The following is a 26,185-nucleotide window of genomic DNA, read 5'->3' as shown; positions in this document are numbered from 1 at the left end:
GTGGTGTTCCACTCAAACCTGTTGCAAATGGAAAATGCACTTCCTGCGGTCTGTGCGCAAAAGAATGCCCGGCAGGTGCCATTCCGTTGGACAATCCGAAGATGACCGATAAGGATAAGTGTATTTCTTGTATGCACTGTGTAGCAGTCTGTCCGAAGAAAGCAAGAAATTACAGTAAGCTTGTCAGTTTTATCGCTGGACTGAAAATGAAAAAGGTTTGTTCCAGTAGGAAGGAAAACAAATTGTATTTATAATAGGGCGAGCAATACAATGAGAAACATGTAAATTCCAGTTTGGAGAATTAAGAAAATCGGAAGTTGTAGTAAAGGAGGTTTACAATGGGGTTTTGGATTTTTATGTTGATTATGGATTTGCTTCTTCCATTTACGATGATTGGTTTTGGAAGATATTTTATGAAAAAGGCTCCAAAGGAAATAAATTCAGTATTTGGATATCGGACTTCGATGTCTATGAAGAACAAAGACACATGGGAATTTGCTCATAAATATTGTGGTAAAGTCTGGTATGTCTGTGGAATGGTTATGTTGCCGATAACAGTAATATTCATGCTTTTAGTGATTGGAAAAAATGAAGATTGTGTTGGGAGTATAGGAGGAATTATCTGTGGTGTTCAACTTATTCCTTTAATTGGGTCTATTCTCCCAACAGAAATAGCATTAAAAAAGAATTTTGATAAGAATGGAACAAGACGATAACTTCAAGTTTACGGGGTTGACAATTTATGATTATATCAAAGTAAGATAATTACAATTAATAACGCCGGTGCGGGATTTTGATATCCAGTACCGGCGTTACCGATTCCATAGAGACTTGAGAGTGCAGCCTGTTTCATATCCGTATTAGGCATAGAATTCAACTTATATTGTTTACGATGAGTATCACTATACTTGTAATAATCATGACTACTCCAACTGCACGGTTAAGGGTCTTTGCATCTGACTTGTTGGCTATTATAGCAGCGATTCTAGCCCAGAGAAGTGTGAATGCGGCGCATAGGACCATAATCGTAATGTCTGGCATGCCACCGATTGCGAAATGACTGATTCCGCCTGTAAGTGCGGTAAATGCCATGATGAATACACTGGTTCCAACCGCCATGTGCATCTGATATCCCAGAAAAGAAGTCAGTACAAACAGCATCATCATTCCACCACCAGCACCGACAAATCCGCAGATAAAACCGACGAAAATGCCTCCTATAATCGCTTTCATTAGTCGCTCTTTGGCAGAACCGGCATTCATCTGTTCCCTTGTGGTTGTGACTGGTTTTAGGATAAAGCGTAGCCCGAGGATGATCAGGGCAATCTGCATGGTACTGCCCATCGCTCTTTCAGGTAGAAAACTTGCAACAAAACTACCGATGACTGTTACGATCAAAACGCTAATCATCATGGGTAAACTGTTTTTGACGTCCAGATTTCCGCTCTTTTTGTAGGTGTAAGCACTGACAGCGCTGGCCAGTACATCGCTAATCAGACCTATTCCGACTGCTTCATATGCTGGGACACCTAAGAAAGAAGCCAGCATAGGCCCAATAACTGCAGCTGCACTCATACCAGCAAATCCGGTTCCGATGCCTGCTCCGGCTCCAGCAAGAAAACATATGAGTATTTTTAATAATAGTTCCATCGAGAGTGTCCTCCATTCGACAATTCATGTGTGGTAAATACTTGACAATATATGCTACAGTTAGTATTGTAATATACAAATGTCGCATATACAAACACCAGTTTCGACCGTTTTGGAAGATATGAAACAGTTACCTTTGTTTTGTCGCATGAAAAATCAGAAAAGGATTAAGAGGGATGTAGCAATGAAGGATGATCAGAGAATTGCATTGACCAAGAGGCTTTTGCGTGAGGGACTTTTACGTTTGCTCAGCAAAACTGATCTAAATAAAATATCAGTAACTCAGTTGTGTATAGAGTCTGGTATCAATAGAGCGACCTTTTATCGTCATTATGAAGAGCCTCGCGATATATTAAATGATATTAAGTATGAAATATTTCAGGAAGTTGCAGCATTTGCGGAAAAAGCTGCATCTAAGGGTGACACGAGGAAATGGCTGGAACTTGCATGCTGCTACTTTTACGAGCATTCTGATATATTAAAAATTCTTTTTCAGTACAGGACAGATGATGATTTTGTATTGTTTTTAAATGAGAGATTTAATGAGCAGTATCCGAATCTGATAAATAAAGGATATTTTACTGATGTTGATGATGATACGATGAGACTTGGTACTTTTTATTATGCAGGTGGTATTTATTATATCCTAAGACAGTGGATTACAGAGCCAATCAACAAAACACCACAGGAAGTAGCCGTACTGATGTATCATTTTCTCAATGTGGATTAACTTGATAACTAGGGATTTATAAAAACGGCAGTTATATCGGATGCTTGAGCAAAGAATTCTCATTCCTGACGCCACATTATAATATTGATTACAATGGATGGCATATTGATGGAACAATTATGGAATGGGATTATAGCATTCTTGATCAAAGTGGTTATTTAATTGCACGGGTCAATAAAGAACTGTTTCATATGTCAGATACTTATGTCATTGATGTACAGGATCCAGGAAATACGTTGGATGCGTTGATGTTTGTACTGGCAATCGATGCAGAAAAATGTTCCAGAAATTAAATAGTTGATCTTGTTGTCGAAGATATTCGGAGATGGGGAGGTAGCATGGGATTATTCAAAAAGAAAATCGTGAAAAAAACATATGACCGAGAACATATGAAACCAGTTATTCGTGCAAGCATTTGTACCGGAGAAGAAGTAGCAGGATTCAAAGACATACGGACCGGAAAAATCGAAGAAATCATGCTGATCAGATCACCGGAGGACTTAGAAAAATTCAAAGAGATATATGAGATAACAGAGAAAATTGCAAAAGAATATTAGACATTGGATGAGGAGGAGATGTTGTCATGAGAACTATAGGTAATATCCTTTGGATTATATTTGCGACTCTGGCGTTCTGGCCGTTTGGAAAAGAAATCGTGTATGAAAATGGCACTTGGAAACCTGATAGTTGGTCGTATATGATATATCACGATAGTTGGAAATCCATGCCGGGTCATTCGAAAAATAACTGAGAAAGATCATATGCCAGATGGAATTGAAAAGAATTAAAAATTTGCATTGATGATAAGCAGTTCATCTGAATAAAGAAAATAAAATGATCACAATTAATAACGCCGATGCAGGATTTTTATAATCCTATATCGGCGTTTGTTGGTTACAAGAGAATGTATTTTACACTTATTTTCCAAATGTATTGCTGGATTTAGCAGCAGCTTTAGCTGCTATGGTGTTAGTGGACTCAAACAAGGAAGTTGTCGGTGCGACCGGACACATCAGTACCCGTCCTGTTCCACGATAAACATTTACCAGACCCTCTCCGCTAACTGCAGATCCGACAAGTGTTTTTGTAGATCTTTCTACGGTAAAATCAAGATTTGATGACCAGCATACAGCAAGGTTTCCATCAATTTTCAGTTCATCATTTTCCAATATGACTTCAATCAATTCATCTTCGGGAACATTAGACTCCAGTGCAGCTACACCATTTCCCTGCAAACTCAGATTAAACAGACCTTCGCTACCTAATACTGCTGATGAAAGGTTCTTTCTGGCCACAACTTTACTTTTTACATTTGCATCACAAGCTAGGAACATGCCATCTTCAATTGTCATTCCGGCTGGTCCCCATTTGCCAATGTCTACAAGGATAATATATTTGTATGTCGGTTCTAATACCAGACAGCCTTCACCAACATATTCCGGTTTAACTGCGGTTTCTTTTGTAACCGCACCCTTGAGTGCCTTTCCAAGAAAATCTCCGATACCTTTTACACCAGATGTGGCTTGTACATTACCACCCATCCATTGCATGGCACCAGCCTGGATAACAGCTGAATGGTCTTTATCAATATCAATAACAACCTGTCTTCTTCTGACATTCATTTTACTCATGAAATACTCATTCATTGCATTCATAGGTGAAACGCTGGCATCCTGCACATATTCAAGCACATGGAAGTTTTCGATACTTTTCGCATATTTTCTGTTTTCATTTTGCAAGTTTTCAATTCGCATAGCATAATCTCCCTTTTAATAATAATTTATGATGTTGCTCGGATATGCTTATTATAAAAGAGGCAGCATAGATAGGAAACAATTCGTGCAGAGAAATATAAAGACAGAATTCTCAAAATTCGAGAAATATAAAGATGCAATTCCTCATGGTGGATGTGTATTATGAAAAATAAATTTGTTATAGTGACAATATCAACAAAAAAACAGAATATAAATGGGGTGATCAGATGGAAGCGGCACAGAGAATTCGATTAATCCGGATAATAGAAAAGATGGAGAAAAATCCGGTATTCAGTAATAAGCTTGGCATAAAGAACACATCTGAATATTTAGCAGAAAAAGAACAGAAAAAATGAAAGACACATATTAGAATGAGTTTCAGAAGGAGTAAAAAAATGTTATCGTTATTATTTGCAATTTGTATGATTTGGTTTGTTGGAAAATTTTTTGTTTTTGGGTTAAGAGCATCCTGGGGAATTATGAAATTACTTTGCACAGTTATTTTCTTCCCGGTGATATTGATTGGTATGGTTGTAGGTGGACTGATGTACATTGCTTTTCCATTGTTGATTGTCGGTGGCATTATAGCATTGGTGACGTCACATTCATAATCGATCAGGAGGAGAAAACGAATGGGATATGATATTGAAAAAGAAAAAAGAGAAGCAATTGAAGCTGGACATAGAGCTTTGAACAGTCTTCAGGCAGCAAAAGAAAATTTAAACAGTGCAAAGAACTGGGGACTGGTAGATATGTTTGGCGGTGGTTTTTTCACTACGATGCTAAAACATTCTAGAATTGATCAGGCCAAACGGAATATGGAACAGGCAAAGTATGATCTTCGTAATTTCAGTAGAGAATTAAATGATGTAAATATGGTATGTAACTTGAATATCGATACTGGAGATTTTCTTTCTTTTGCGGATTATTTTTTTGATGGATTTGTTGTGGACTGGGTGGTCCAGGATCGAATCAATAATGCAAAAAGACAGGTAGAAGAAGCTATTCGAAGAACAGAAAGTATCGTCAATCAATTACAGCGTATGTAAAGGAAAAGGCAATGAGTCAGAAATGGTTCATTGCCTTTCGTTGCGTTATGGCTTATTTTAATTTTTCTTTTTTGGCATTTAAGAGCTCAAGATTCTTGGTGAAGGCGCTTTCTCCGGAACCTTGATACCAGCTTTGCGGATCATAGCATCAAAATTTTTTTCAATTATATGCAGGGTATTCTGTTGCTTCTGGAGATCCTGCTTTTCTTTTTTTGCTGAGGACAGTTCTTCTTCTAGTTCCATCTGTTGTCGCTGCAGTTTTTCAGCCGACGGAAGTTTGTGAATACCAAATTCTGAGCACGTATGATGTCACGACAGGCTCGATAGACTTCACAGTGTTTCTGAATTACTTGTTGATTTTGAATTGCCAGTCTCGTTTGCTGAATCTTATTATCGGTGGCATGAATGGAAGCCTCCAAATCTGCAACATGATTTTTGAATTCTTCGTAGTTTAGTTGGCAATTAAAGGCCTTTAATCAGCGTTTAATCTGCCATAGGGCCCAATTATCTCCGCCATAGAACCAGTTGGTTGTCGGGATTTTCGCACAGCCATTTATTGTAAGATGATAACATCAAAAAAGAAGAAAAATCCAAGGAGGACTGGCAGATGAAAGGTTATAACACAAGGTCAGTATGGATAATATCAGCAGAAATAAGGTATCTGCTGTCGGAACAGAAAAAGTTTCAAAATAAATCAAAAAATATTGATGAAGTCTACCAATCAGTGTTTTTTCGTTGTATAATGTTTTTGTCGTACAAGGTCACTTTCCTTTGTAATGTTTTGGGTCAAATTCATTATACATCAGAAAGTCCTGTACGATATTTTTTTATGAAAAAGTTGTAAAGTGGTGTTAGATAATAAAATATTGGAACAATGAAAGAGGAACAGGAAATATTTGAGCGAATTGTTATGACGAGAAAGATTTCTGGTCAAGATAGATAAGAATTAGAGTACAGGAGAAAGTAAATGGTAAAACAAATAGTAAGAGATGTTTTCTTTTTAGGTCAGCCATCCGAACCAGCCACGAAAGCAGATATCCAGGTTGGAAAGGATCTGCAGGATACGCTGCAGGCGAACAGAGAACGTTGTGTTGGTATGGCGGCGAACATGATTGGTGTAAAGAAGAATATCATCATTGTGAATATGGGATTCATAAATGTTGTGATGTTCAATCCGGTGATTGTTTCAAAACGTGACATGTATGAGACAGAAGAAGGCTGTCTGTCGCTGGATGGTGTTCGTAAGACGACCAGGTACCAGGAAATAGAAGTAGAGTATTATGACTTCAAATGGAAAAAACAGCGCCAGAAATTGTCAGGATGGACAGCACAGATCTGCCAGCATGAAATTGATCATTTGTCTGGAAAGATTATTTAACCGCATGCGGATTGCGAATATTCGCTTGACTCAAAGCGGATTGTGAGGTGACGGATATGCTGAAAAACGTACTGATTGTGGTAGATGATATAGAAAAATCCATAGAGTTTTATAAGGACTTATTTGGACTGCAAGTGATTCTTAAGAATGAAGGTAATGTAATCTTATCGGAGGGACTCGTTTTGCAGGACGCCGACGTATGGGGGAAAACACTAGATGAGATTTCCACTCCATTCAATAACAGGATGGAACTGTATTTCGAGGATTTTGACATAGATGGATTGCTTGCAAAATATGAATCCGGTAAGTATTTCGTCCGATATGCCACTGAACTAACAGAACTTGCAGGTGGGCAGAAGCTTGTAAGGCTGTATGATCCGAGTGGTAATCTCATCGAGGTTCGTACGCCATTTATGTGTAATTAAAGGAGAAGATATGCAGATTTTTGTTGATGCAGATGCCTGTCCGGTAGTCGGTATTGTTGAAAAAGTTGCAAAAGAGCACAGTATTCCGGTAACGTTGTTGTGTGATACCAATCATGTGTTATCTTCTGATTACAGTGAAGTGATCGTAGTTGGAGCCGGAGCAGATGCCGTGGATTATAAACTGATCAGCATTTGCCATAAAGGTGATATTGTTGTATCACAGGACTACGGTGTGGCTGCAATGGCATTAGGAAAAAATGCGTATGCGATTCATCAATCTGGGAAATGGTATACGAATGAGAATATTGACCAGATGCTTATGGAACGGCATCTGAATAAGAAAGCACGAAGGGCATCCGGAAAGAATCATTTAAAAGGACCACGAAAACGAACATCGGAGGATGATGAGCATTTTAGAGAATCCTTTGAGAAAATGATACATATGGCAATGGATAAGGAGAATTGATTTGAACGTACAGATTTTTGGAACAAAGAAGTGTAATGATACAAAGAAAGCAGAACGTTTCTTTAAAGAACGTGGGATTAAGTTTCAGTTTATTGATATGAAAGAAAAGGGCATGAGCAAGGGTGAATTTAATTCGGTTGCCCAGGCAAATGGTGGACTGGAAAATATGATCAACTGGGAGGGCAAGGATAAGGATCTGCTTGCGCTCATTAAGTATATTGCAGAGGAAGATAAACTTGAGAAGGTGCTGGAAAACCCGCAGGTGATTAAGACACCGGTTGTCCGTAATGGAAAACAATCCACTCTTGGATATCAGCCGGATATCTGGAAGGCGTGGAAGTAAGAAACAGGATATTTTACCATGTATGAGGAAGAAGAAAATCGCTGGCGTTGTTCCTTCTGGTCTGATGGAAAATGGATCAATGTAAACGAACTTCTGCAGACGTTTGGCGGAGGTGGACATGCTGCAGCAGCTGGTGTGCGCAAACGGACGAATGATGTTGAAAAATTCAGGCAGGAAATCCTTGAGCGGATTGTTATGATGAGAAAGTTTTCTGGGCAGGATAAATAAGAATTAGAAACAGAACACAGGAGAATCGGGAGGTGTAGAATGATGGAAAAGAAAAGAACCTATATTGCGATCGATCTTAAGTCATTCTATGCGTCTGTGGAATGTAAAGAACGAAATCGCGATCCTTTGACAACCAATCTTGTGGTTGCAGATAAAAGCAGAACAGAAAAGACAATCTGTCTTGCGGTATCGCCAGCATTAAAGTGTTATGGGATACCAGGAAGGGCTCGTTTATTTGAGGTTGTTCAAAAAGTAAAAGAAGTCAACAGCGCCCGCAGGTGGAAAGTGCCGAACAGAACTTTTATCGGAGCCTCTGATGACAGCACAGAATTAGATACCAATCCGGAACTGGAGATTGATTATATTGTTGCTCCTCCCCGGATGGCCCTCTATTTGGAATACAGCACCAGAATTTACAGTATTTATCTGAAATATATTGCGCCGGAAGATATTTTTCCGTATTCGATCGACGAAGTATTTATGGATGTAACGGATTATCTGCATACTTATAATATGACAGCAAGAGAACTTGCAATGACCATGATACAGGATGTGCTGAAAACGACAGGTATAACGGCAACTGCTGGAATCGGAACGAATATGTATCTGTGTAAGATTGCGATGGATATCGTGGCGAAGCACATTAAAGCAGATAAAGATGGTGTACGAATTGCAGAACTGGATGAAATGTCATACCGAAGGAAACTCTGGGGTCACAGACCACTTACTGATTTTTGGAGAGTAGGAAAAGGATATGCAAAGAAGCTGGAAGAATACGGGCTTTATACAATGGGAGATATTGCCAGATGTTCCATCGGAAAAGAAAATGAGTTATATAATGAAGACCTGTTATATAGGTTGTTTGGTGTTAATGCAGAGCTGCTGATCGACCATGCCTGGGGATATGAGCCCTGTACCATGGAAATGGTCAAGGCTTATAAGCCGGAAACGAACAGTGTTTGTTCCGGGCAGGTACTTCATTGCCCTTATGATTTTGAAAAAGCAAAATTAGTCGTTAAAGAGATGACAGACCAGATGGTTTTGGATTTGGTGGATAAGAAGCTTGTAACGGATCAGATCGTGTTGACGGTTGGTTATGATATTGAGAATCTGAACAATGCCGACAGGAGAAAGCAGTATCATGGAGAGGTTACGACCGACCGTTATGGAAGAAGAATTCCGAAACATGCACATGGAACGACCAATCTGAAACGGCAGACTTCCTCAACCAAAATGATAACGGATGCAGTAATAGAGTTATATGACAGGATCGTTGACAGAAACCTGCTTGTCAGAAGAATCAATATCACAGCGAACAGGCTTGTGGATGAAAGTTCTGTCAAGAAAGAAGAAGTATATGAGCAGCTGGATCTTTTTACGGATTATGAGGCGCAAAGGAAAAAGCAGGAAGAGGAAGAGGCTGCGCTGGATCGCGAAAAACGTATGCAGGAAGCGATGCTCAGTATCAAAAAGAAATTTGGAAAAAACGCTGTACTGAAGGGGATGAATCTTCAGGAAGGTGCAACCGCCAGGGACAGAAATGAACAGATTGGCGGTCATAAGGCGTAAAGGAGTTGAAAGAGGATGAAAAATAATTCTTATGACGATATCATTAATTTACCGCATCCGGTCTCTAAGAATCATCCGCAAATGCCACTTCGGGATCGGGCAGCGCAATTTGCTCCTTTTGCAGCCCTGACCGGACATGATGCTGCGATAAAGGAAACGGCAAGATTAACCGATGAAAGATTGGAACTGAGCGAGGAAACGATTGCTCAGCTGAATGAAAAAATCAATATAATCAGAAATAATATCGGTATAGAACAGAAAGTATCGATAACTTATTTTATTCCCGATGAAAAAAAAGCAGGCGGCTCCTATGTTACGTGCTCTGGTATTGTAAAAAAGATAGACGAATACGAGCATACCATCATTATGACGGATCAAACGGTTATTCCAATCGAGCAGATAAGTGATATTAAATGTGAAGAGTGGTAAATGTGAAAATAGATGCAGAGAATATAGAATGTTTCACTAGAAAAAGCTGACAACCAGAGACTTACTTCAGCATATCATGCGGAAATCAGGAAAATCAAAGGTATGCATTTTGACGCTGTATTTGTCCCCCTAGATCCGAGACAGGGAGATCACTATGCTGATGGGATCCTGTATTTTCTTAAAAATATAGATTGCAATGTCATTTTTCCAATGCATTACTGGAATGATGCTAATGTAATTAAGCGGTTTATTACTGAATATCCGCAATATAAGTCACGCATTAAAAACACAGAATGTACAAAAGGAGAAGAATTATGAAATTTAAGATGATTCATGAAAACTACAATGTATCAGATCTGGACCGATCTATTAAATTTTACAACGAGGCCCTTGATCTGCACGAAGTGAGAAGAACGACTACCGATGATTTTATCATTGTGTATCTGAGCAACAATGTAAGTGATTTTGAGTTGGAGCTTACCTGGCTTAAAGATCATCCACAGCCATATAATCTGGGTGAATGCGAATTTCACCTGGCATTTCAGGCAGAGGATTACGAAGCAGCGCACAAAAAGCACGAAGAGATGGGATGCATTTGTTTCGAAAATGAAGCAATGGGAATCTATTTCATTGTAGATCCAGATGGCTACTGGCTTGAGATCCTGCCGTAAATTTGGTTGGAAAATCTAATAAAGCGGATGTATATTGACAATTTTAAAATCACCTTCAGGCTATAATAAACAAAATAGTCTGAAGGTGATCCTTCTACGAAACACAGTTTACTGCTTATAATATTTCGCAACATCGTTTTTGAATTTTTCAAAAAGAGGATAATAAATATTTATAATGTCCTGAAATTTCTCTGCGGCGAAAGTACCATCGTAATCATGAGACAAATGATTTCTGGATTTCAGCATTTGCAGCCAGGTGTCATCATCAATAATACCATTGGTAAATGCCTGCTGCAGAGTTTCGCGTGGAGAGCCAACTGCAAAATCAAGAATTCCCATTTTTTTGATCAGAATATCTTTCATAACTTTCCAGGAGATGTCGAAAGTAAGACTGAAATTGAGAACAGTTCCTTCGAGAACAAAATCGGTCTTGGGGTCGGCTGTTTTGCTTTTTGCAAGATTGGAGAGACTTTTACAGAAAGTGTTATAGCGGTTAATAAATTTGTTTTCCATATTTTTTTATATCCTCCAATAAATACTCATTTTTTATACTGTCAAAGTCAAAAATATCAATTTTCCTTAGCGTTTCAATCTTCTGAAGATCATCTTCTAACTGCATTAGATTATCACAGCCGTATACTACAAAATCAATATCACTGGTGGGGGTTGCAGTGCCTGTGGCGAAGGAACCGAATAAATCAAGGCGTTTTACGTTATTTTTTTTGCAAATCATGGTTACTTTTTCGATGATTTCGGAAATTGGCATTACGTTCATGATCCACTCATGTCCTCCTTTACTTGGAAAATTCTGATAAAATATGATAGCAGTTTCTATAGATTAATTCAACCTTAAAGATACTGACTGCGGTTGGTGTTATTCTATAGTCGTAATCCTTTTGTGGTGTTATGGATTATTTTAATTTTTCTTTTTCGGCATTTAAGAGTTCAAGATTGAGCCCTTGTTCTCCAGCTGTTTTATCTACCCAAAGATTCAAAGAGTCTATGGCTAAAGAAATTTCATCAAGTTTTTTACTGATATAAGCAAAATCTTTCATTTCATCATCGCTAATCTTACCGTCACGGGCAATCTGGATCAGACGACCGGTAAGAGGATTGATTTCATTTAAACTGGCAATTGTCTCCAAAATGATATTTGACAGATCGGTCATTTCTATTTCTGGAACATAACGATAGCCGATTTCGCATTTGTGAGAGCAATAATAATTGCAAAGATCTGGTCTTTTATAGGCATCTGCCATCTGGAGGATATCATAAGGCGTAGGTTCTTGTGTTTCGTATTCAAATTTTTCAATTTTTGAATCAGAGACAGCATCCATTCTTTCACTGGCTTCTGCTCTTGTAAGTCCTGCCGCTTCTCGGCAAAGCTGGTAAATTGTTTTGTTTTCCCTGGTGGATTGTTTACCCATGAGAATTTCCTCCTCGTATATCGCTAAACTTGCAGATTATTTATGTTCCAGGCCGCATGCTGAGCGTGTATTTCTTGTATTAATTTTATTATACATAAATTATGAATTAACAACAAGTAATAGACTTTGTAAAATTACCTATTTTATAAATCATTTCACGGGAATTTTTTACAATTAAATAATCCATTCCAAGGGAAAGCCAGCCCAGCTATTCATTGGAAAGACCATAGAAAAGACAGGTTCAGATACACTGATTAACCTCAGTATGTTCGGAACTGTTTTTTTTGTTGCTATCGTTACTTTCGGCTGCCTTTGCCACACTTGCTTCCTGGAGATTTCAATGACAAACCCTCTCCCATAAGGTATAATAAAGTAGAGTATTTTGTTTTGCTCACCACGAAACGAGAGGGAGATTTACATTAATGGATGCGAATGTGATCAATGAATTGAATTAAAGGAAGCAGAAGCGGCAAAATGGCTTACAAGGGATCAGTTAGATAGTGTTGCCTGGTTACCGGCAGACGTCACTTTGATAGATAAAATCCGAAGGTACATGAAATAAGCTAAGATCGAGGAGAAACTTCCTGGACAAAACAATAGAATATTATAATAAAAATGCGGATATGTTTGTCTAGGGGACTCGTTTGGTAGATTTTACGGTTATACAGGAGCGGTTCACTAAAATGCTTCCGGTAGGTTCAAGGATATTAGATTTTGGTTGTGGTTCTGGTTGAGATTCACGATATAGCTGATTGGTTGTTACAGAGAAATCAAAGTTGGTGGAGAATATTTGTTATGATCAGAAAGATGCAGAACATAGATATTGATAGAGTTGCTGACATATGGTTAAAGACCAATTTAAAAGCACATTATTTTATTCCTGAGCAATATTGGACAAGTAATTATGAATTAGTGAAAGAAATGATGTTACAAGCGGAAGTCTATGTGTATGAAGATGATAAAATGATTCAGGGATTTGTCGGATTAAGTAACGAATACATGGAAGGTATTTTTGTTTCTGATGAAATGCAGTCATGTGGTATAGGTAAACTTTTATTAGAGTATATCAAGAATAAAAAAGTTAGATTGCGATTAAACGTATACCAGAAGAATGCCAGAGCCATCTCTTTTTACCAAAGAGAAGGGTTCGATATTCAATGCGAAGGATTCGATGATGCTACTGGTGAAAAAGAATACACAATGTTGTGGCAACAGAAATAGAAAGCGGATTTTTGGGGAGGATTTTATATGGAGTTTAACAATAAGGTAGTGATTGTGACGGGAGGCGCGCAGGGCATTGGAAAGACCATTGCAGAGGAATTGCCTTTATGAAAAAAGCATAAATATAATGACAACACCCAAAAGAAAGGAAGAAGTAATCATGTATAAAAAATTAATGACATGCCTGGAAAGCGTAAGAAAGAAAATTGATTTCAAACCAGAAGTTGCACTGATCCTTGGATCCGGACTTGGAGATTTTGCAGATGGAATTCAGATTGAACAGACCATCGACTATACGGACATCGAGGGATTTCCGGTTTCTACTGTAAAAGGACATAAGGGACGTTTTGTGTTTGGGTATGTGGAGAAAACACCGGTTGTAATCATGCAGGGACGTGTTCATTATTATGAAGGATACGCAATGTCAGATGTTGTTCTTCCAACGCGTCTTATGGGAATGCTCGGTGCGAAAAAAATCCTTCTCACTAATGCAGCAGGAGGAGCTAATCCTTCCTATAAACCGGGAGATTTCATGATGATCACAGATCACATTACAACGGGAGTTCCAAGTCCTCTGATAGGACCGAACATGGATGAGCTGGGAACCAGATTTCCGGATATGAGTGAGGTATACAGCCGCCGTCTTCAGGATGTGATCCGCAAATGTGCAAAAGAATGTGACATCAAACTTCAGGAAGGTGTTTATGTACAGTTTACAGGACCAAATTATGAGACTCCTGCAGAAGTAAGACTTGCACAGAGATGGGGTGGAGATGCAGTTGGAATGAGCACCGCATGCGAAGCTATGGCTGCCCGGCACATGGGAATGGAAATCTGTGGAATTTCCTGCATCACAAATATGGCAGCAGGAATTTCCCAAAAAGAGCTTAACCATAAAGAAGTGCAGGAAACAGCAGACCGCGTAGCGAAATCCTTCAAGGAATTAGTAACAAAAGTTGTTGTAAATATGTAAGATCCATAAGTAAGACAGCAGAAAGGAGACAAAAATTATGAAGAAATATAAGAGAATATTTACTATTGTAATAGACTCCTTTGGGGCAGGAGAAATGCCGGACGCAGCCCAGTACGGGGATGAAGGAACAGATACTATGGGACATATTTCCCAGAATGTAGATGAATTTACGATTCCAAACCTTCAGAAGCTTGGAATTGCAAATCTTCATCCGTTGAAACAGGTTGCAGCAGTGGAGCGACCAATGGGTTATTATACATTTTTAAAAGAAGCCAGTACCGGAAAAGATACTATGACAGGACACTGGGAAATGATGGGGCTTCACATCACAAAACCGTTTAAGACTTTTACAGAGACCGGATTTCCAAAAGAGCTGATCGATGAGCTTGAGAAGAGAACGGGACATAAAGTAATTGGAAACAAGAGCTCCAGCGGAACAGAGATCCTGGATGAACTGGCTGAGGAAGAAATCGCTACCGGTCATATGATCGTTTACACATCTGCTGATTCTGTATTGCAGATCTGCGGAAACGAGGAGACTTTCGGACTGGATGAACTGTATCGCTGCTGTGAGATCGCCCGTGATATCACCATGAGGGATGAGTGGAAAGTCGGACGTGTTATTGCAAGACCTTACCTTGGCAAGAAAAAAGGTGAGTTCAAACGTACCAGCAACCGCCATGATTATGCACTGAAGCCTTACGGAAAAACTGCGCTTAATGCATTGAAGGATGCAGGTTATGATGTGATCTCCGTTGGAAAGATTTTTGATATTTTTGACGGCGAGGGACTGACAGAGTCCAATAAGTCAAAAAGCTCTGTTCATGGAATGGAGCAGACAATTGACATTGCGAAAAGAGAGTTTGAGGGGCTTTGTTTTGTAAATCTTGTAGATTTCGATGCTCTTTGGGGACATCGACGCAATGTAAAGGGATATGCAGAGGAACTTGAAAGATTTGATGTAAAACTTGGTGAACTTCTTGATGAGCTTCGTGAGGATGACCTTCTGATCATTACAGCTGACCACGGAAATGATCCGACGCATACAGGAACTGATCACACAAGAGAAAAAGTACCATTTTTTGCTTATTCTCCATCTATGGAGGGATACGGAAAACTGGAAGATCAGAATACTTTTGCAGTAATCGGTGCAACGATCGCAGATAATTTTGAAGTTAAGATGCCGGAGGGAACAATTGGAAGTTCTCTTCTGGATGAACTGAAGTAAAAGGAAGGTAAAATGGATAAAAAAGATATATTAAAAAAGGTGGATCACACATTACTTGGACAGACTGCGACATGGGATGATATTCGAGGAATCCTGGATGATGCCATGAAATATGAGGCTGCATCTGCATGTATTCCGGCTGCTTACGTAAAACAGGCAGCGGAATATGTAGCGGGAAAACTTCCGATTTGTACAGTGATCGGTTTTCCGAACGGATATAATACAACTGCTGTAAAGGTATTTGAAACAAAAGATGCCATTGCAAATGGTGCTTCAGAAATCGATATGGTTATTAACATCGGATTTTTAAAGGATGGAAGATATGAGGAAGTAGAGAATGAGATTCGTGCGATCCATGAAGCTTGTGATGGAAGAATCCTCAAAGTCATCATTGAGACATGCCTTCTTACCGAAGAAGAGAAAATTAAAATGTGTGAGATCGTTACAAATGCAGGAGCAGAATTTATCAAAACTTCTACCGGATTTTCTACAGCGGGAGCAACTTTTGCAGATGTAGAGCTGATGAAGAAATATATTGGAAAAGATGTAAAAGTTAAGGCAGCAGGTGGAATTTCATCCTTCGATGATGCAGAAAAATTTATCAGTCTTGGCGCAGAGCGTCTTGGAACAAGCCGTCTTATTAAGATCCTGAAAAATACGGACACTGGTGCAGGATATTAACACTGTGAAAGAGGACTGTCAAAGACAGGATTATACATAAATTATGAACTAACAACAAGTAATAGAATTTGTAAAAGTATCATTTCACATTTTTCTACCAGCTGTGGATAAAGGATGGACGGAATCTAAAAAATACGATAAAATCTGCATTAGAAATGCTGTTGTCGTGAAATTTACAAACGCTCGAAAAAGGAAAAATAAACATGGCAAAGAAAGATTTGCTATCCGGTACCGGCGTTAATTTATATAGGTGATATTATGAAAATTACTTACATTAACCACAGTGGATTTTTGGTTGAGACCAGAGACTGCTACTATATTTTTGATTATTACAAGGGTGAATTACCGAATCTTGACAAGGAGAAAGAAGTGATCGTTTTTTGCAGTCACTTCCATAAGGATCATTTTAACCCACAAATTTTTGGGATCCTTGATGATATGGGAATGACTTATCAGGCAATCCTGGCGAATGATATACGAAAAAGGAATCATTTGTCGGATATGAAGATCACATATGTTTATCATGATCAAGCTTATAGTTTGGATAATGAAACCAAAGTTGATACATTGCTATCTAACGATAGTGGTGTCGCATTTATTGTCAAAACAAAGGAAGGTACCATTTATCATGCCGGTGATTTAAACGACTGGTATTGGGATGGTGGGGCGAAAGCTGATAACCAGAGACTTACTTCAGCATATCGCGCGGCGATCAGGAAAATCAAGGGTATGCATTTTGACGCTGCATTTGTTCCCTTGGATCCGAGACAGGGAGATCACTATGCTGACGGGATCCTGTATTTCCTTAAAAATGTAGATTGCAATGTCATTTTTCCAATGCATTACTGGAATGATGCCAATGTAATTAAGCGGTTTATTACTGAATATCCGCAATATAAGTCACGCATTAGAAACACAGAATGTACAAAAGGAGAAGAAATTTCATCGTAGACCCAGATGGCTACTGGCTTGAGATTCTGCCGTAAAGCGGATGTATGTTGGTGATCTTTTATGGATCAGAGCATTTTATTCTGTGGTCATTTGTAATGAATTATGAGTAGAAGGAGACGGGCATGGAGCACTTACGTTGTGTAGTTGAGAGAATTACATATCAGAATGCCGACAATGGCTACACGGTTCTGAAATGTGCGGTGAAGAATTACAGTGATCTTGTCACAGTAGTTGGCACGATGCCGGATACCCATGTTGGTTCTGTGCTGTCTCTGGAAGGTATGTGGAAGATGGATGCCAAATATGGGCGGCAGTTTTTGGTGGAGAAATTTGAAGAGACACTTCCTGCCACAGTATATGGAATCGAAAAATATCTTGGTTCCGGTCTGGTGAAGGGCGTTGGTCCAAAGTTTGCAAAAAGAATTGTGGAAAAATTCGGGAAGGATACACTGGATGTTATTGAAGAGACACCAGATGAACTGCTCAAAGTATCAGGTATAGGAAAAGTACGTGTAGACCGGATCAAAACAAGCTGGCAGGAGCAGAAAGAGATCAAGAATATCATGCTTTTTCTGCAGAGTCATGAGGTCAGCACCTCTCATGCGACAAAGATTTTCAAGACGTATGGAAGTGAGAGCATTGCGATCGTAAAGGAGAACCCATACCGGCTTGCAGATGACATCTGGGGAATTGGATTTAAGACAGCGGATTCCATTGCACAGAAGATGGGGATTGACAAAGGCAAATTTGTCCGTCTGCGCAGTGGCATTTTTTATACATTGAATAAGCTGGCAGAAGCAGGTCATTGTTATACAACAAGAGAACAGCTGACTGGAAGGGCAAAGGAACTTCTGGAAGTGGAAGAACCGGAGCTGGAGATCACCTTGGATGAGATGATCCGCACGAATGATGTGATCAGAGATGAAGCAGAAGATCGGGAAGCAATTTATCTGCCCCCATATTATTTTTCAGAAAGTGGCTGTGCAAAGCGGCTGCTTCGGTTGATGTCCTGTGGAAAGAAGAAATCTGAGGATACGGAAGAAATATTGGAGAAAGTAGCAGCTTCATCAGAAATTACTTATGACGAGATTCAGTGGCAGGCGGTAAAGACAGCGGTTTCCTCTAAGGTCATGGTGCTGACCGGTGGACCTGGAACCGGAAAGACTACAACAACTCTGGGAATTATTTCTGCATATAAGCAGGCTGGATGTCAGATCATTCTTGCTGCACCGACTGGAAGAGCAGCAAAGAGAATGTCAGAAGCAACTGGAATGGAAGCAAAAACGATTCACCGGTTATTGGAATATAAACCTCCGGAAGGCTATCAGAAAAATGAAGAGCATCCGCTGGAAGGAGATGTGCTGATACTGGATGAATGTTCCATGATCGATATTATGCTGATGTATAATCTTTTAAAAGCATTGCCGCAGCAGATGTCTCTGATTCTGGTAGGCGACATTGATCAGCTACCAAGTGTCGGAGCGGGCAATGTTCTCAGAGATATTATTGATTCCGGATGTGTTCCTGTAGTTCGTCTGACACGGATTTTCCGTCAGGCACAGGGAAGTCGGATCATCATGAATGCACACCGGATCAATAGAGGGGAAGGCATTGATATGAGAGGCGGGAAAGATGCCGACTTTTTCTTTGCCACCAAAGAGAGTAATCAGGAAGTGGTGGATACTATCATCCAATATTGTAAGACGAACCTGCCGAGATACTATCATGTAGATCCACTGCAGGATATTCAGGTGCTGACTCCGATGCAGAGAGGCGAATGTGGGGCAGTAAATCTGAACCAGGTGCTGCAGGAAGCCATGAATCCGTCAAAGATCTTTCTGCGGAGAGGCGGCACACAGTACCGGCTGAAGGATAAGGTGATGCAGATCCGGAATGATTACGATAAGGAAGTATTTAACGGAGATATTGGGACTATCACAAAAGTTGACGTGGAAGAACGGGAACTGACAGTTCTGTTTGATGAACGGGAAGTAATTTATGATGTGACAGAGCTGGACGAACTGGCGCTTGCCTATGCAGTGACGATCCACAAATCCCAGGGAAGCGAATATCCAATCGTTGTCATGCCATTTACTATGAGTCATTTTGTCATGCTGCAGAGAAATCTCCTTTATACAGGTGTGACCAGGGCGAAAAAGATCCTGGTACTTGTCGGAGAGAAGAAAGCTGTGTATTATGCGATAAAAAATGAAACGACAACTGGCAGAAATACATGTCTGGCAAGACGTCTGCAGCCGGACAGCAAAGAAGCACAGGAAGTGAAGGCACAGCTTTTGAAAGAAGCAGTAGACGAGACCGCAAATGAGAATGGAAGCGACAGTAAGAAGATGATCGTCTATAAGGGCAGCATCCAGCCTTCTATGGTATGTGAGACACCGGCAGTTTATAAGGGAAATCTCTGGAAACGCCTGTCGCAGTCAAAGTTCAGAAGCAGTTTTTCCCTGAAGGCAAACGATCGGAGTTATGTATCAGAAAAGGGAATGGAGAAAGTACGTGAGCATGCCTGTGATTTTATCAGAAAGCGTCTTGCACCGGCAGAAATACCAAATGATGGAAAACAGACACCGATGAGAGGGCATCCGGTTTTTGTAGCCCAGCATGCCACAGCTACCTGTTGCAGGGGATGTCTGGAAAAATGGCATCGTATTCCGAAAGGACGGGAATTGACAGAAGCGGAGCAGGAATATATTGTAAATGTGATCATGGAATGGATCGGTCGGGAAATTCATTGAGAGAACGTCTCGGCTTTGGGGGCTGATTTTTATAGCCGTAATCCTTTAATATCTTTAATACGTGATAAGATCGTATTGCAGCTGCAGCTGATAACGCCGGGCAGTGTAGCAATAAGTGAAATTATGAAACCTGTGGAGGAATATGATAATGTCAAAAGATGAATATTTGATCACAGATGCGCCTCTTAAAGCGCTGACGGTTTTTGCAATGCCAATGATTTTGGGCAGCTTTTTTCAGCAAATATACAATATGGCTGACTCTATCATCGTCGGCCAATTTGTTGGTTCCTCCGCACTTGCAGCTGTCGGGGCCTGTGCAGCGCTGACCAATGTTTTTATTTGTGTGGCACTGGGGGCAGGTGTCGGTGCCGGTGTGCTGGTGAGCCGCTATTTCGGTGCCAGGGAGTATGGAAAAATGAAGACCATCGTGTCAACATCCTTGTTTAGCTTTTTAATTCTAAGTATAGTCCTTGGGGTTTTTGGATTTTGCTTTTCCCACTGGATGATGAGTGTGTTACAAACCCCTGGCGATATACTGGATGATGCAGTGTTATATCTGAGGGTCTATTTCGTGGGATTTCCGTTTCTGTTTATGTATAACATTCTTTCCAATATGTTTACTTCCATAGGCGAATCAAAAATCCCGCTGGGGCTCCTGATATTTTCGTCAATCTTAAATATTTTTATGGATCTCTGGATGGTGGCCGGACTTGGTCTCGGTGTGTTTGGTGCAGCCCTTGCGACTCTTATAGCACAGGGAATTTCTGCGGTGTTTTCACTTTTGCTTTTCCTTAGCCGGATGCGTCGATATAAAAGTCGCTTTGACTGGTTTGACAGGCAGGAGTTACATTCCATGCTTCAAATTGCTGTACCTTCGGTTCTTCAGCAGTCTACAGTGTCCATCGGTATGATGATCGTACAGGCTGTTGTAAATCCCTTCGGTACACAGGCACTTGCGGGGTATGCGGCGACGATGCGGGTAGAGAATGTTTTTTCATTGATTTTTGTTTCTATTGGCAATGCGGTTTCCCCATATGTTTCCCAGAATCTTGGCGCAAAGAAAATTGAACGGATCAAAAAAGGATATCACGCTGCACTGGTGTTAGATGTATGTTTTGCAGTTCTTGCTTTTATAGTCATTGAAACACTGCACACGCAGATTTCCTCGCTATTCCTTGGTAAAGATGGAACTGCCCTGGCCTATCAGGTATCCGAGGGCTATATGAGATGGCTTAGTTACTTCTTCATCTTTATGGGAATCAAAATGGCAACCGATGGGGTTCTTCGTGGTCTTGGGATCATGCGCCCGTTCCTCATTGCAAATATGGTAAACCTGGCGATCCGCCTGTCTGTTGCTTTGATCTGTGCACCGCGTTTTGGCATTGTATTTGTCTGGCTTGCTGTACCAGCCGGTTGGTTTGCAAACTTTTTAATATCCTATGTGGCTCTTCGGAGATCATGGCCGACTGATAAAGCGGTATAATCCCGATAGCCTAAAGTAATTTAAGGAGGAATTTATAGTATGAACGATAAATGTGTGGTATTGAATGCAAAGAAGATGAATTTTGATGGGAAGCTGGATTTTTCCGTTTTATCTTCTGATGTTACAGTATATGATGATACAACAGAACAGCAGCTGTCAGAGCGTATTCAGGGTGCAGATATCATTGTAACAAAGGAGATGTCTGTGAGTGCAGAAATGATACAGAAATTCCCGGAATCTGTTAAACTGATCTGCGAGGCAGGTACAGGATATAATAATATTGATCTTGAAGCAGCACGGAAGAAGGGGATTACAGTCTGCAATATCCCGGCATACAGCACAGAACGTGTGGCACATACTGCGATTATGATGATATTAAATCTGAGTTCTGCAATGCAGGTACAGATGAAGATGCTGGCATGCGGAAATCATGACAATTTTACCAGAAATCTTCAGGTTCCGCATGTTGAGGTAAATGGTAAAACACTTGGTGTTATAGGTGCAGGACATATTGGCAGGAAAGTTATCCAGATCGCACAGGCGTTGGATATGAACATACTTGTATATACCAGGACACCGAGAGAGGATGAGAAAGGTATCCGCTATGTATCGCTTGAGGAATTACTCAGGAATAGTGATTATGTTTCCATGCACTGTCCATTGACGGAAAGTACAAAACATATGATCAACAAAGAGACTTTATCACTTATGAAGCCCTCAGCGTTTATCATTAATACCTCAAGAGGTGCACTTATTGATGAGGCTGCTCTTATAGAAGCATTGGAAAATGGTACGATTGCAGGAGCCGGACTTGATGTTCAGGAAACCGAACCACCTGAAGAAACCAACCCTCTTTATACTATGGATCATGTCCTTTTGACGCCGCATATGGGATGGAAAGGACTTGAAACAAGACAGCGGCTGGTTTCTATTCTGGCGGATAATATAAAGAAGTTTATGGAAGAGGATCCGATCAATGTTGTATCAGGTCTATAGTATCTGGCAACAAAGTGATGATACAGCTTCCGGGTTTGCAGAGTGAAAAAATATAATTACAATCAATAAGTCAGTGCTTTGATATCTTCTTCCGATACAGCAGGAATAACATAAACAATAGAATTACTGGAAAAATAAGTCCGAATCCCATGCCGATCTTAATATTATTTCCAGCATTCTGAGTGATACGACCAACAATTCCAGGTCCAATGCTGCCACCTAAATCTCCTGCCATGGCAAGAAGAGAGAACATAGCCGTTCCACCTGTTGGAAAAGTTTTTGAGGAAATACTGATGGTTCCAGGCCACATGATTCCAACTGAAAATCCACATGCAATACAACCGATCAGTCCGATGATCGGGTTGGATGACAAAGCAGTAAGCAGATAACAGACAACGCATAATATGCCTGAACCACTCATAAACTTCATTAAATCTAACTGTTCTCCATATTTACCAAAAATTATACGGCTGATTCCCATTGTTACTGCAAACATGCAGGGACCTGTTAGATCTCCCAGAGCTTTTGATAATCCCAGTGCTGATTCTGCATAAGCAGATGCCCATTGAGCCATTGCAAGTTCAGAAGCTCCGGAACAGATCATCAGACATATTGCAACCCAGAAAAATGGCTTGGAAAACAGATCTTTAATTTCCATTCCAGAACCATTGTCAACCAGAGATTCAATGGGACAGGTCATGAAGTTATAAGTATTAATTGCAGGAATGATTGCCCATATTACGGCGAGCCACTTCCAACTGTCTATTCCAAATATCAGGAAAAATAAGCTGGAAATCAAAATTGTCCCAACAGCTCCCCAACAGTAAAACGAATGGAGCAGACTCATAGTTGCTTCTTTGTTTTCAAACGGACAGGCCTCGATAATAGGACTGCAAAGTACTTCTATTAAACCGCTTCCGATGGCATAAACAATAACACTACATATAATTCCAATAAAAGGATCAGGTAAAAAATCAGGTAAAAATGCCAGTCCAAGAAGACCCAATGCAGCAAATATTTCTGATGCAACAATGCACACACGATATCCGATATGATCTACGAATTTGGCACAGAACAGATCAACCAGAAGCTGTGTGAAAAAGAAGAAAGTGGATATCAGAGCAATGTTACCGAGAGAAATATGGTAGTCACTATGAAATTTCAAAAAAAGAAGCGGTGCGAAGTTTGCCGCAATAGCCTGTGTGATAAATCCCATATAACAGGCTATTTTTGTCTTATGGTAGTTAGTTTTTTTTATAGCATTCATTTTTTATTTTCCTCTCCGAATGTTTTTAACAGTTTTATGTTCAATCTTCACATTCATCAATACTTCCACAAAAAAGTCTGTTCTGGGTGGTGCGGTTATTTCAATTTTGTCGCCCTCAATGTTGATCTCACTTTCATTCATCCATTTAAAAATCATAAGAATACCTCTTTTCTTTTTTTTACTTGATTATATAGCAAATATCAGATATATACATTGAATTAAATTATAGAAATACTGTATAATATCGTAAAAAAGAAAGAACGTGATATGGGATGGATTATAATAAAATACTTACAGACGAGGAGTTCATGGAAATTAAACAGCATGGAAGCAGTGATTATCCATTCCAGTATTATTATGATAATCTGGAATTGTTTGATTTTCATTGTATTGAGTGGCACTGGCACAGAGAATTTGAGTTTTTATATGTCGCGTCCGGACAAGTTACATGCGGAATAGGAGAAAAACAGATTATATTGTCAGAAGGAGAAGCAATTTTTATTAATTCTAAAATATTGCACCGCTTTTACGCATCATCAGGTGGTATCATTCCTAACTTTGTATGTATGCCGGAATTTATTGCGCCGGAGAACAGCCTGATCTATAAGAAATATATCTTGCCAATCATTTCATCGAATATATATTTCCAGCGTTTTCAGCCTGATGAACTATGGCAAACAAAGATCATACAAACTATGATAAAAATAATGGAAATACAGAGGAATGAGAAAATAAAAGAGCTTGCTACTTTGGCATTGCTGCAGGATTTATGGCTGACTTTTTATGAAAATGTAAAGTTATCTGATAAAGGAGATGTACAGACAGTGGATGAAGTTGCACAGAAAAGAGTGCAGTTGATCATGCAATATATACATGAAAACTATAATCGCAATTTGTCTCTGGATGAAATTGCTTCGCATATAGGAATCAGCAAAAGTACTGCACTTAATTTGTTCCACCGTTTTTTACATACTACACCGGTTAATTATCTGATAGGATATCGACTTCAGGCAGCTTCCTGGTTATTGAAAAATACGAATAAAAAAGTAAAAACGATCGCTTATGAAAGCGGATTTCATAACGTTGATTATTTTTGCAGATTGTTTAAAAAACGTTATCATTTAACTCCATCAGAATATCGCTGCACATGTTTAAAAGTGTTGTCGGCTGATCCGAGTCTTCAGACCTGTAAATAAAGCCGATGCAGGACTTTTGGAATCCTGTATCGGCTTTGTTGATTTTGTAAAGGCTTTGAAAAATTTACTTTTACTGGTTCATCAGTGCTTTGATATCCTCTTCCGGTGTGGTGATAGGTGCAATACCATAATTTTCAACCAGGAAGTTCAGAATATTAGGAGACAGGAACGCCGGAAGAGAAGGACCAAGGCGGATATTTTTGATACCCAGATGCAGGAGGGTTAACAGGATACAGACTGCTTTCTGTTCATACCAGGAGAGTACGAAGGAAAGCGGAAGTTCATTTACAGAACATCCAAATGCATCTGCAAGTGCCACAGCAACCTGGATCGCACCATAAGCATCATTACACTGACCCATATCCATCAGTCGTGGAAGACCACCGATCTCTCCCAGATCGAGATCATTGAAACGGAATTTTCCACATGCCAGGGTGAGAACGATACTGTCAGAAGGTGTCTGCTTTACAAATTCCGTATAATAGTTTCGACCTGGTTTGGCACCATCACAGCCGGCAACCAGGAAGAAATGGCGGATCGCACCTGATTTTACAGCCTCTACTACAGTACCTGCATGGGACAGGATGGCTGCATGACCAAAACCGGTTGTCACTTTTTTTCCGCCGTTGATACCGGAGAACATACGATCTTCTTTGTAACCGCCCAGCTCCAGTGCTTTTTCAATAAGTGGTGTGAAGTCTTTCTTCTCGTCAATATGGACAGCTCCCGGGAAGGCAACCACTTCTGTTGTAAATACTCTATCAGCGTAGCTGCTTTTTGGAGGCATCAGACAGTTGGTAGTGTAGAGGATAGGGGCCGGAAGATGGTCAAATTCTTTCTGCTGATTCTGCCATGCAGTTCCGAAATTGCCTTTCAGGTGAGAGTATTTCTTTAAGAATGGATAGGCATGGGCAGGGAGCATTTCACCATGTGTATAGATATTGATTCCTTTTCCCTCAGTCTGTTCAAGCAAAAGCTGCAGATCTTTCAGATCATGTCCGGTCACGACAATAAAAGGCCCTTTTTCTACCGTAAGTGTAACATCAGTTGGCTCTGGTGTTCCATAGGTTTCTGTATTTGCCTTATCAAGAAGTGCCATGCACTTCAGATTGATCTCTCCTGTTTTGAGTACTGTGGAAAGCAGTGCTTCTGTGCTTTCTTCATAACCGATCTTAGATAATGCCTCGCAGAAGAACTGATTCACTTCGGCATCTTCATAATTCAGAACATTTGCATGATAGGCATAGGCAGCCATTCCGCGGATACCAAAGAGAATAAGAGATTTCAAGGAGCGGATATCTTCATTGGCATTCCACA

32 protein-coding genes and 3 pseudogenes are annotated in these 26,185 nt (G+C 40.0%); 26 read left to right on the top strand and 9 right to left on the bottom strand.

Annotated elements, in window-relative coordinates; all coding sequences use genetic code 11:
- Both AB5026_RS15125 and AB5026_RS15120 read left to right on the top strand, forming a co-directional pair.
- The coding region (locus tag AB5026_RS15125; RefSeq protein ID WP_368213718.1) for a 4Fe-4S binding protein at positions 1-254 on the top strand (254 nt) is incomplete at its 5' end.
- 84 nt (positions 255-338) lie between these two features.
- On the top strand, positions 339-716 hold the full coding sequence (locus AB5026_RS15120) for an SdpI family protein (protein WP_003864540.1): 378 nt from the start codon (positions 339-341) through the stop codon (positions 714-716).
- Positions 717-873: 157 nt separating this feature from the next.
- On the opposite strand, the gene AB5026_RS15115 is transcribed toward AB5026_RS15120, so the two are convergent.
- A complete protein-coding gene (locus AB5026_RS15115) occupies positions 874-1,650 on the bottom strand; it encodes a sulfite exporter TauE/SafE family protein (protein ID WP_368213716.1) in 777 nt (258 codons plus the stop codon).
- A gap of 184 nt (positions 1,651-1,834) precedes the next feature.
- Here AB5026_RS15115 and AB5026_RS15110 point away from each other — a divergent pair, with 184 nt between their 5' ends.
- The 3 genes from AB5026_RS15110 to AB5026_RS15100 are packed head-to-tail and all read left to right on the top strand — an operon-like array spanning position 1,835 to position 2,937.
- Positions 1,835-2,380: a TetR/AcrR family transcriptional regulator gene (locus AB5026_RS15110; RefSeq protein WP_368213715.1), complete on the top strand. Its 546-nt coding sequence runs from the start codon at positions 1,835-1,837 to the stop codon at positions 2,378-2,380.
- A 44-nt stretch (positions 2,381-2,424) separates the two neighbouring features.
- Positions 2,425-2,673 carry a hypothetical protein gene (locus tag AB5026_RS15105; protein ID WP_368213714.1) on the top strand — a complete coding sequence of 83 codons (249 nt, stop codon included), beginning with the start codon at positions 2,425-2,427 and terminating at the stop codon, positions 2,671-2,673.
- Between the two features lie 45 nt (positions 2,674-2,718).
- Positions 2,719-2,937 carry an aspartate dehydrogenase gene (locus AB5026_RS15100; RefSeq protein WP_118512505.1) on the top strand — a complete coding sequence of 73 codons (219 nt, stop codon included), beginning with the start codon at positions 2,719-2,721 and terminating at the stop codon, positions 2,935-2,937.
- Positions 2,938-3,297: 360 nt separating this feature from the next.
- Here the strand turns inward: AB5026_RS15100 and AB5026_RS15095 are convergent, their stop codons facing one another.
- Positions 3,298-4,134, bottom strand: a complete 837-nt coding sequence (locus AB5026_RS15095; protein ID WP_368213713.1) for an AIM24 family protein — start codon at positions 4,132-4,134, stop codon at positions 3,298-3,300.
- 395 nt (positions 4,135-4,529) lie between these two features.
- On the opposite strand from AB5026_RS15095, the gene AB5026_RS15090 reads away from it, so the two are divergent.
- From AB5026_RS15090 to AB5026_RS15040, 11 genes and pseudogenes are all read left to right on the top strand, one after another.
- On the top strand, positions 4,530-4,745 hold the full coding sequence (locus tag AB5026_RS15090) for a hypothetical protein (protein ID WP_015526469.1): 216 nt from the start codon (positions 4,530-4,532) through the stop codon (positions 4,743-4,745).
- A gap of 21 nt (positions 4,746-4,766) precedes the next feature.
- Positions 4,767-5,183 carry a hypothetical protein gene (locus AB5026_RS15085; protein WP_059086560.1) on the top strand — a complete coding sequence of 139 codons (417 nt, stop codon included), beginning with the start codon at positions 4,767-4,769 and terminating at the stop codon, positions 5,181-5,183.
- Between the two features lie 967 nt (positions 5,184-6,150).
- Complete coding sequence (locus tag AB5026_RS15080) at positions 6,151-6,561, top strand: peptide deformylase (protein WP_015526465.1); 411 nt, start codon at positions 6,151-6,153, stop codon at positions 6,559-6,561.
- Positions 6,562-6,617: 56 nt separating this feature from the next.
- A complete protein-coding gene (locus tag AB5026_RS15075; protein ID WP_059086561.1) occupies positions 6,618-6,986 on the top strand; it encodes a VOC family protein in 369 nt (122 codons plus the stop codon).
- A gap of 10 nt (positions 6,987-6,996) precedes the next feature.
- Positions 6,997-7,452, top strand: coding sequence for a YaiI/YqxD family protein (locus AB5026_RS15070; RefSeq protein ID WP_059086562.1), 456 nt, complete (start codon positions 6,997-6,999; stop codon positions 7,450-7,452).
- Between the two features lies 1 nt (position 7,453).
- Complete coding sequence (locus AB5026_RS15065; RefSeq protein WP_019163300.1) at positions 7,454-7,795, top strand: arsenate reductase family protein; 342 nt, start codon at positions 7,454-7,456, stop codon at positions 7,793-7,795.
- Between the two features lie 18 nt (positions 7,796-7,813).
- Complete coding sequence (locus AB5026_RS15060) at positions 7,814-8,023, top strand: DHHA1 domain-containing protein (RefSeq protein WP_059086563.1); 210 nt, start codon at positions 7,814-7,816, stop codon at positions 8,021-8,023.
- A gap of 42 nt (positions 8,024-8,065) precedes the next feature.
- Positions 8,066-9,592 carry a DNA methylase gene (locus AB5026_RS15055; RefSeq protein ID WP_368213720.1) on the top strand — a complete coding sequence of 509 codons (1,527 nt, stop codon included), beginning with the start codon at positions 8,066-8,068 and terminating at the stop codon, positions 9,590-9,592.
- Positions 9,593-9,607: 15 nt separating this feature from the next.
- On the top strand, positions 9,608-10,021 hold the full coding sequence (locus tag AB5026_RS15050; protein ID WP_368213709.1) for a hypothetical protein: 414 nt from the start codon (positions 9,608-9,610) through the stop codon (positions 10,019-10,021).
- A gap of 42 nt (positions 10,022-10,063) precedes the next feature.
- A pseudogene (locus tag AB5026_RS15045) lies at positions 10,064-10,339 on the top strand (MBL fold metallo-hydrolase); the annotation flags it as partial.
- Positions 10,336-10,692: a VOC family protein gene (locus tag AB5026_RS15040; RefSeq protein ID WP_015541530.1), complete on the top strand. Its 357-nt coding sequence runs from the start codon at positions 10,336-10,338 to the stop codon at positions 10,690-10,692. The pseudogene AB5026_RS15045 and the gene AB5026_RS15040, both read left to right, overlap by 4 nt.
- 108 nt (positions 10,693-10,800) lie before the next feature.
- Here the strand turns inward: AB5026_RS15040 and AB5026_RS15035 are convergent, their stop codons facing one another.
- From AB5026_RS15035 to AB5026_RS15025, 3 genes are all read right to left on the bottom strand, one after another.
- Complete coding sequence (locus AB5026_RS15035; protein WP_022426101.1) at positions 10,801-11,205, bottom strand: HI0074 family nucleotidyltransferase substrate-binding subunit; 405 nt, start codon at positions 11,203-11,205, stop codon at positions 10,801-10,803.
- Positions 11,186-11,467, bottom strand: a complete 282-nt coding sequence (locus AB5026_RS15030; RefSeq protein WP_022426100.1) for a nucleotidyltransferase family protein — start codon at positions 11,465-11,467, stop codon at positions 11,186-11,188. Before AB5026_RS15030 ends, AB5026_RS15035 begins: the two co-directional genes overlap by 20 nt.
- Before the next feature lie 136 nt (positions 11,468-11,603).
- Positions 11,604-12,119, bottom strand: a complete 516-nt coding sequence (locus tag AB5026_RS15025) for a helix-turn-helix transcriptional regulator (protein WP_092071021.1) — start codon at positions 12,117-12,119, stop codon at positions 11,604-11,606.
- A 445-nt stretch (positions 12,120-12,564) separates the two neighbouring features.
- Here AB5026_RS15025 and AB5026_RS15020 point away from each other — a divergent pair.
- From AB5026_RS15020 to AB5026_RS14990, 7 genes and pseudogenes are all read left to right on the top strand, one after another.
- Positions 12,565-12,681: pseudogene (locus AB5026_RS15020) on the top strand (8-oxo-dGTP diphosphatase MutT); the annotation flags it as partial.
- Positions 12,682-12,914: 233 nt separating this feature from the next.
- On the top strand, positions 12,915-13,340 hold the full coding sequence (locus AB5026_RS15015) for a GNAT family N-acetyltransferase (protein WP_173723471.1): 426 nt from the start codon (positions 12,915-12,917) through the stop codon (positions 13,338-13,340).
- A gap of 160 nt (positions 13,341-13,500) precedes the next feature.
- A complete protein-coding gene (locus AB5026_RS15010; protein WP_022427082.1) occupies positions 13,501-14,313 on the top strand; it encodes a purine-nucleoside phosphorylase in 813 nt (270 codons plus the stop codon).
- A gap of 37 nt (positions 14,314-14,350) precedes the next feature.
- Positions 14,351-15,541, top strand: a complete 1,191-nt coding sequence (locus tag AB5026_RS15005) for a phosphopentomutase (protein WP_015526454.1) — start codon at positions 14,351-14,353, stop codon at positions 15,539-15,541.
- Positions 15,542-15,553: 12 nt separating this feature from the next.
- Positions 15,554-16,222 (top strand): deoxyribose-phosphate aldolase, encoded by a 669-nt coding sequence (deoC, locus tag AB5026_RS15000; protein ID WP_015526453.1) that lies wholly within the window; start codon positions 15,554-15,556, stop codon positions 16,220-16,222.
- Between the two features lie 258 nt (positions 16,223-16,480).
- Entirely contained in the window at positions 16,481-17,173 is a 693-nt protein-coding gene (locus AB5026_RS14995; protein ID WP_015526452.1) for an MBL fold metallo-hydrolase, read from the top strand.
- Positions 17,174-17,295: 122 nt separating this feature from the next.
- Positions 17,296-19,926 (top strand): ATP-dependent RecD-like DNA helicase, encoded by a 2,631-nt coding sequence (locus AB5026_RS14990; protein WP_256163865.1) that lies wholly within the window; start codon positions 17,296-17,298, stop codon positions 19,924-19,926.
- A gap of 29 nt (positions 19,927-19,955) precedes the next feature.
- Here AB5026_RS14990 and AB5026_RS14985 read toward each other — a convergent pair.
- Positions 19,956-20,054: pseudogene (locus tag AB5026_RS14985) on the bottom strand (AsnC family transcriptional regulator); the annotation flags it as partial.
- Between the two features lie 20 nt (positions 20,055-20,074).
- Here AB5026_RS14985 and AB5026_RS14980 point away from each other — a divergent pair.
- Positions 20,075-21,409 carry an MATE family efflux transporter gene (locus AB5026_RS14980; RefSeq protein ID WP_059086571.1) on the top strand — a complete coding sequence of 445 codons (1,335 nt, stop codon included), beginning with the start codon at positions 20,075-20,077 and terminating at the stop codon, positions 21,407-21,409.
- A gap of 39 nt (positions 21,410-21,448) precedes the next feature.
- Positions 21,449-22,405, top strand: a complete 957-nt coding sequence (locus AB5026_RS14975) for a 2-hydroxyacid dehydrogenase (protein WP_059086572.1) — start codon at positions 21,449-21,451, stop codon at positions 22,403-22,405.
- A 70-nt stretch (positions 22,406-22,475) separates the two neighbouring features.
- On the opposite strand, the gene AB5026_RS14970 is transcribed toward AB5026_RS14975, so the two are convergent.
- Both AB5026_RS14970 and AB5026_RS14965 read right to left on the bottom strand, forming a co-directional pair.
- Positions 22,476-23,672: a sugar MFS transporter gene (locus tag AB5026_RS14970; RefSeq protein WP_118515752.1), complete on the bottom strand. Its 1,197-nt coding sequence runs from the start codon at positions 23,670-23,672 to the stop codon at positions 22,476-22,478.
- Between the two features lie 3 nt (positions 23,673-23,675).
- A complete protein-coding gene (locus AB5026_RS14965; RefSeq protein WP_015526448.1) occupies positions 23,676-23,828 on the bottom strand; it encodes a hypothetical protein in 153 nt (50 codons plus the stop codon).
- A gap of 152 nt (positions 23,829-23,980) precedes the next feature.
- Here AB5026_RS14965 and AB5026_RS14960 point away from each other — a divergent pair, with 152 nt between their 5' ends.
- Complete coding sequence (locus AB5026_RS14960; RefSeq protein ID WP_279031211.1) at positions 23,981-24,868, top strand: helix-turn-helix domain-containing protein; 888 nt, start codon at positions 23,981-23,983, stop codon at positions 24,866-24,868.
- 70 nt (positions 24,869-24,938) lie between these two features.
- Here AB5026_RS14960 and hcp read toward each other — a convergent pair.
- Positions 24,939-26,185, bottom strand: a 1,247-nt coding sequence (gene hcp / locus AB5026_RS14955; RefSeq protein WP_368213705.1) for a hydroxylamine reductase, incomplete at its 5' end; no start/stop codon positions are given.

The sequence above is a fragment of the Blautia sp. RTP21359st1_E11_RTP21359_211015 genome, from assembly GCF_040910705.1.
GTDB classification, from domain to species: Bacteria; Bacillota; Clostridia; order Lachnospirales; family Lachnospiraceae; genus Blautia_A; species Blautia_A fusiformis.
The sequence above is the reverse complement of the archived record's forward strand: the minus strand, read 5'-3'. Positions and strand labels throughout refer to the sequence as shown.

What these genes read in the sequence shown, in the direction of transcription:
- AB5026_RS15015 (WP_173723471.1), top strand. Translation starts at nt 12,915, where the DNA reads ATGATCAGAAAGATGCAGAACATAGATATTGATAGAGTTGCTGACATA.
- AB5026_RS15100 (WP_118512505.1), top strand. Translation starts at nt 2,719, where the DNA reads ATGGGATTATTCAAAAAGAAAATCGTGAAAAAAACATATGACCGAGAA.
- AB5026_RS14970 (WP_118515752.1), bottom strand. Translation starts at nt 23,672, where the DNA reads ATGAATGCTATAAAAAAAACTAACTACCATAAGACAAAAATAGCCTGT.
- deoC (WP_015526453.1), top strand. Translation starts at nt 15,554, where the DNA reads ATGGATAAAAAAGATATATTAAAAAAGGTGGATCACACATTACTTGGA.
- AB5026_RS15010 (WP_022427082.1), top strand. Translation starts at nt 13,501, where the DNA reads ATGTATAAAAAATTAATGACATGCCTGGAAAGCGTAAGAAAGAAAATT.
- AB5026_RS15120 (WP_003864540.1), top strand. Translation starts at nt 339, where the DNA reads ATGGGGTTTTGGATTTTTATGTTGATTATGGATTTGCTTCTTCCATTT.
- AB5026_RS15085 (WP_059086560.1), top strand. Translation starts at nt 4,767, where the DNA reads ATGGGATATGATATTGAAAAAGAAAAAAGAGAAGCAATTGAAGCTGGA.
- AB5026_RS15035 (WP_022426101.1), bottom strand. Translation starts at nt 11,205, where the DNA reads ATGGAAAACAAATTTATTAACCGCTATAACACTTTCTGTAAAAGTCTC.
- AB5026_RS15040 (WP_015541530.1), top strand. Translation starts at nt 10,336, where the DNA reads ATGAAATTTAAGATGATTCATGAAAACTACAATGTATCAGATCTGGAC.
- AB5026_RS15095 (WP_368213713.1), bottom strand. Translation starts at nt 4,134, where the DNA reads ATGCGAATTGAAAACTTGCAAAATGAAAACAGAAAATATGCGAAAAGT.
- AB5026_RS15030 (WP_022426100.1), bottom strand. Translation starts at nt 11,467, where the DNA reads ATGAACGTAATGCCAATTTCCGAAATCATCGAAAAAGTAACCATGATT.
- AB5026_RS15075 (WP_059086561.1), top strand. Translation starts at nt 6,618, where the DNA reads ATGCTGAAAAACGTACTGATTGTGGTAGATGATATAGAAAAATCCATA.
- AB5026_RS15090 (WP_015526469.1), top strand. Translation starts at nt 4,530, where the DNA reads ATGTTATCGTTATTATTTGCAATTTGTATGATTTGGTTTGTTGGAAAA.
- AB5026_RS14995 (WP_015526452.1), top strand. Translation starts at nt 16,481, where the DNA reads ATGAAAATTACTTACATTAACCACAGTGGATTTTTGGTTGAGACCAGA.
- AB5026_RS15110 (WP_368213715.1), top strand. Translation starts at nt 1,835, where the DNA reads ATGAAGGATGATCAGAGAATTGCATTGACCAAGAGGCTTTTGCGTGAG.
- AB5026_RS14980 (WP_059086571.1), top strand. Translation starts at nt 20,075, where the DNA reads ATGTCAAAAGATGAATATTTGATCACAGATGCGCCTCTTAAAGCGCTG.
- AB5026_RS14975 (WP_059086572.1), top strand. Translation starts at nt 21,449, where the DNA reads ATGAACGATAAATGTGTGGTATTGAATGCAAAGAAGATGAATTTTGAT.
- AB5026_RS15070 (WP_059086562.1), top strand. Translation starts at nt 6,997, where the DNA reads ATGCAGATTTTTGTTGATGCAGATGCCTGTCCGGTAGTCGGTATTGTT.
- AB5026_RS14990 (WP_256163865.1), top strand. Translation starts at nt 17,296, where the DNA reads ATGGAGCACTTACGTTGTGTAGTTGAGAGAATTACATATCAGAATGCC.
- AB5026_RS15060 (WP_059086563.1), top strand. Translation starts at nt 7,814, where the DNA reads ATGTATGAGGAAGAAGAAAATCGCTGGCGTTGTTCCTTCTGGTCTGAT.
- AB5026_RS15050 (WP_368213709.1), top strand. Translation starts at nt 9,608, where the DNA reads ATGAAAAATAATTCTTATGACGATATCATTAATTTACCGCATCCGGTC.
- AB5026_RS14960 (WP_279031211.1), top strand. Translation starts at nt 23,981, where the DNA reads ATGGAAATTAAACAGCATGGAAGCAGTGATTATCCATTCCAGTATTAT.
- AB5026_RS15025 (WP_092071021.1), bottom strand. Translation starts at nt 12,119, where the DNA reads ATGGGTAAACAATCCACCAGGGAAAACAAAACAATTTACCAGCTTTGC.
- AB5026_RS15005 (WP_015526454.1), top strand. Translation starts at nt 14,351, where the DNA reads ATGAAGAAATATAAGAGAATATTTACTATTGTAATAGACTCCTTTGGG.
- AB5026_RS15080 (WP_015526465.1), top strand. Translation starts at nt 6,151, where the DNA reads ATGGTAAAACAAATAGTAAGAGATGTTTTCTTTTTAGGTCAGCCATCC.
- AB5026_RS15055 (WP_368213720.1), top strand. Translation starts at nt 8,066, where the DNA reads ATGGAAAAGAAAAGAACCTATATTGCGATCGATCTTAAGTCATTCTAT.
- AB5026_RS14965 (WP_015526448.1), bottom strand. Translation starts at nt 23,828, where the DNA reads ATGATTTTTAAATGGATGAATGAAAGTGAGATCAACATTGAGGGCGAC.
- AB5026_RS15115 (WP_368213716.1), bottom strand. Translation starts at nt 1,650, where the DNA reads ATGGAACTATTATTAAAAATACTCATATGTTTTCTTGCTGGAGCCGGA.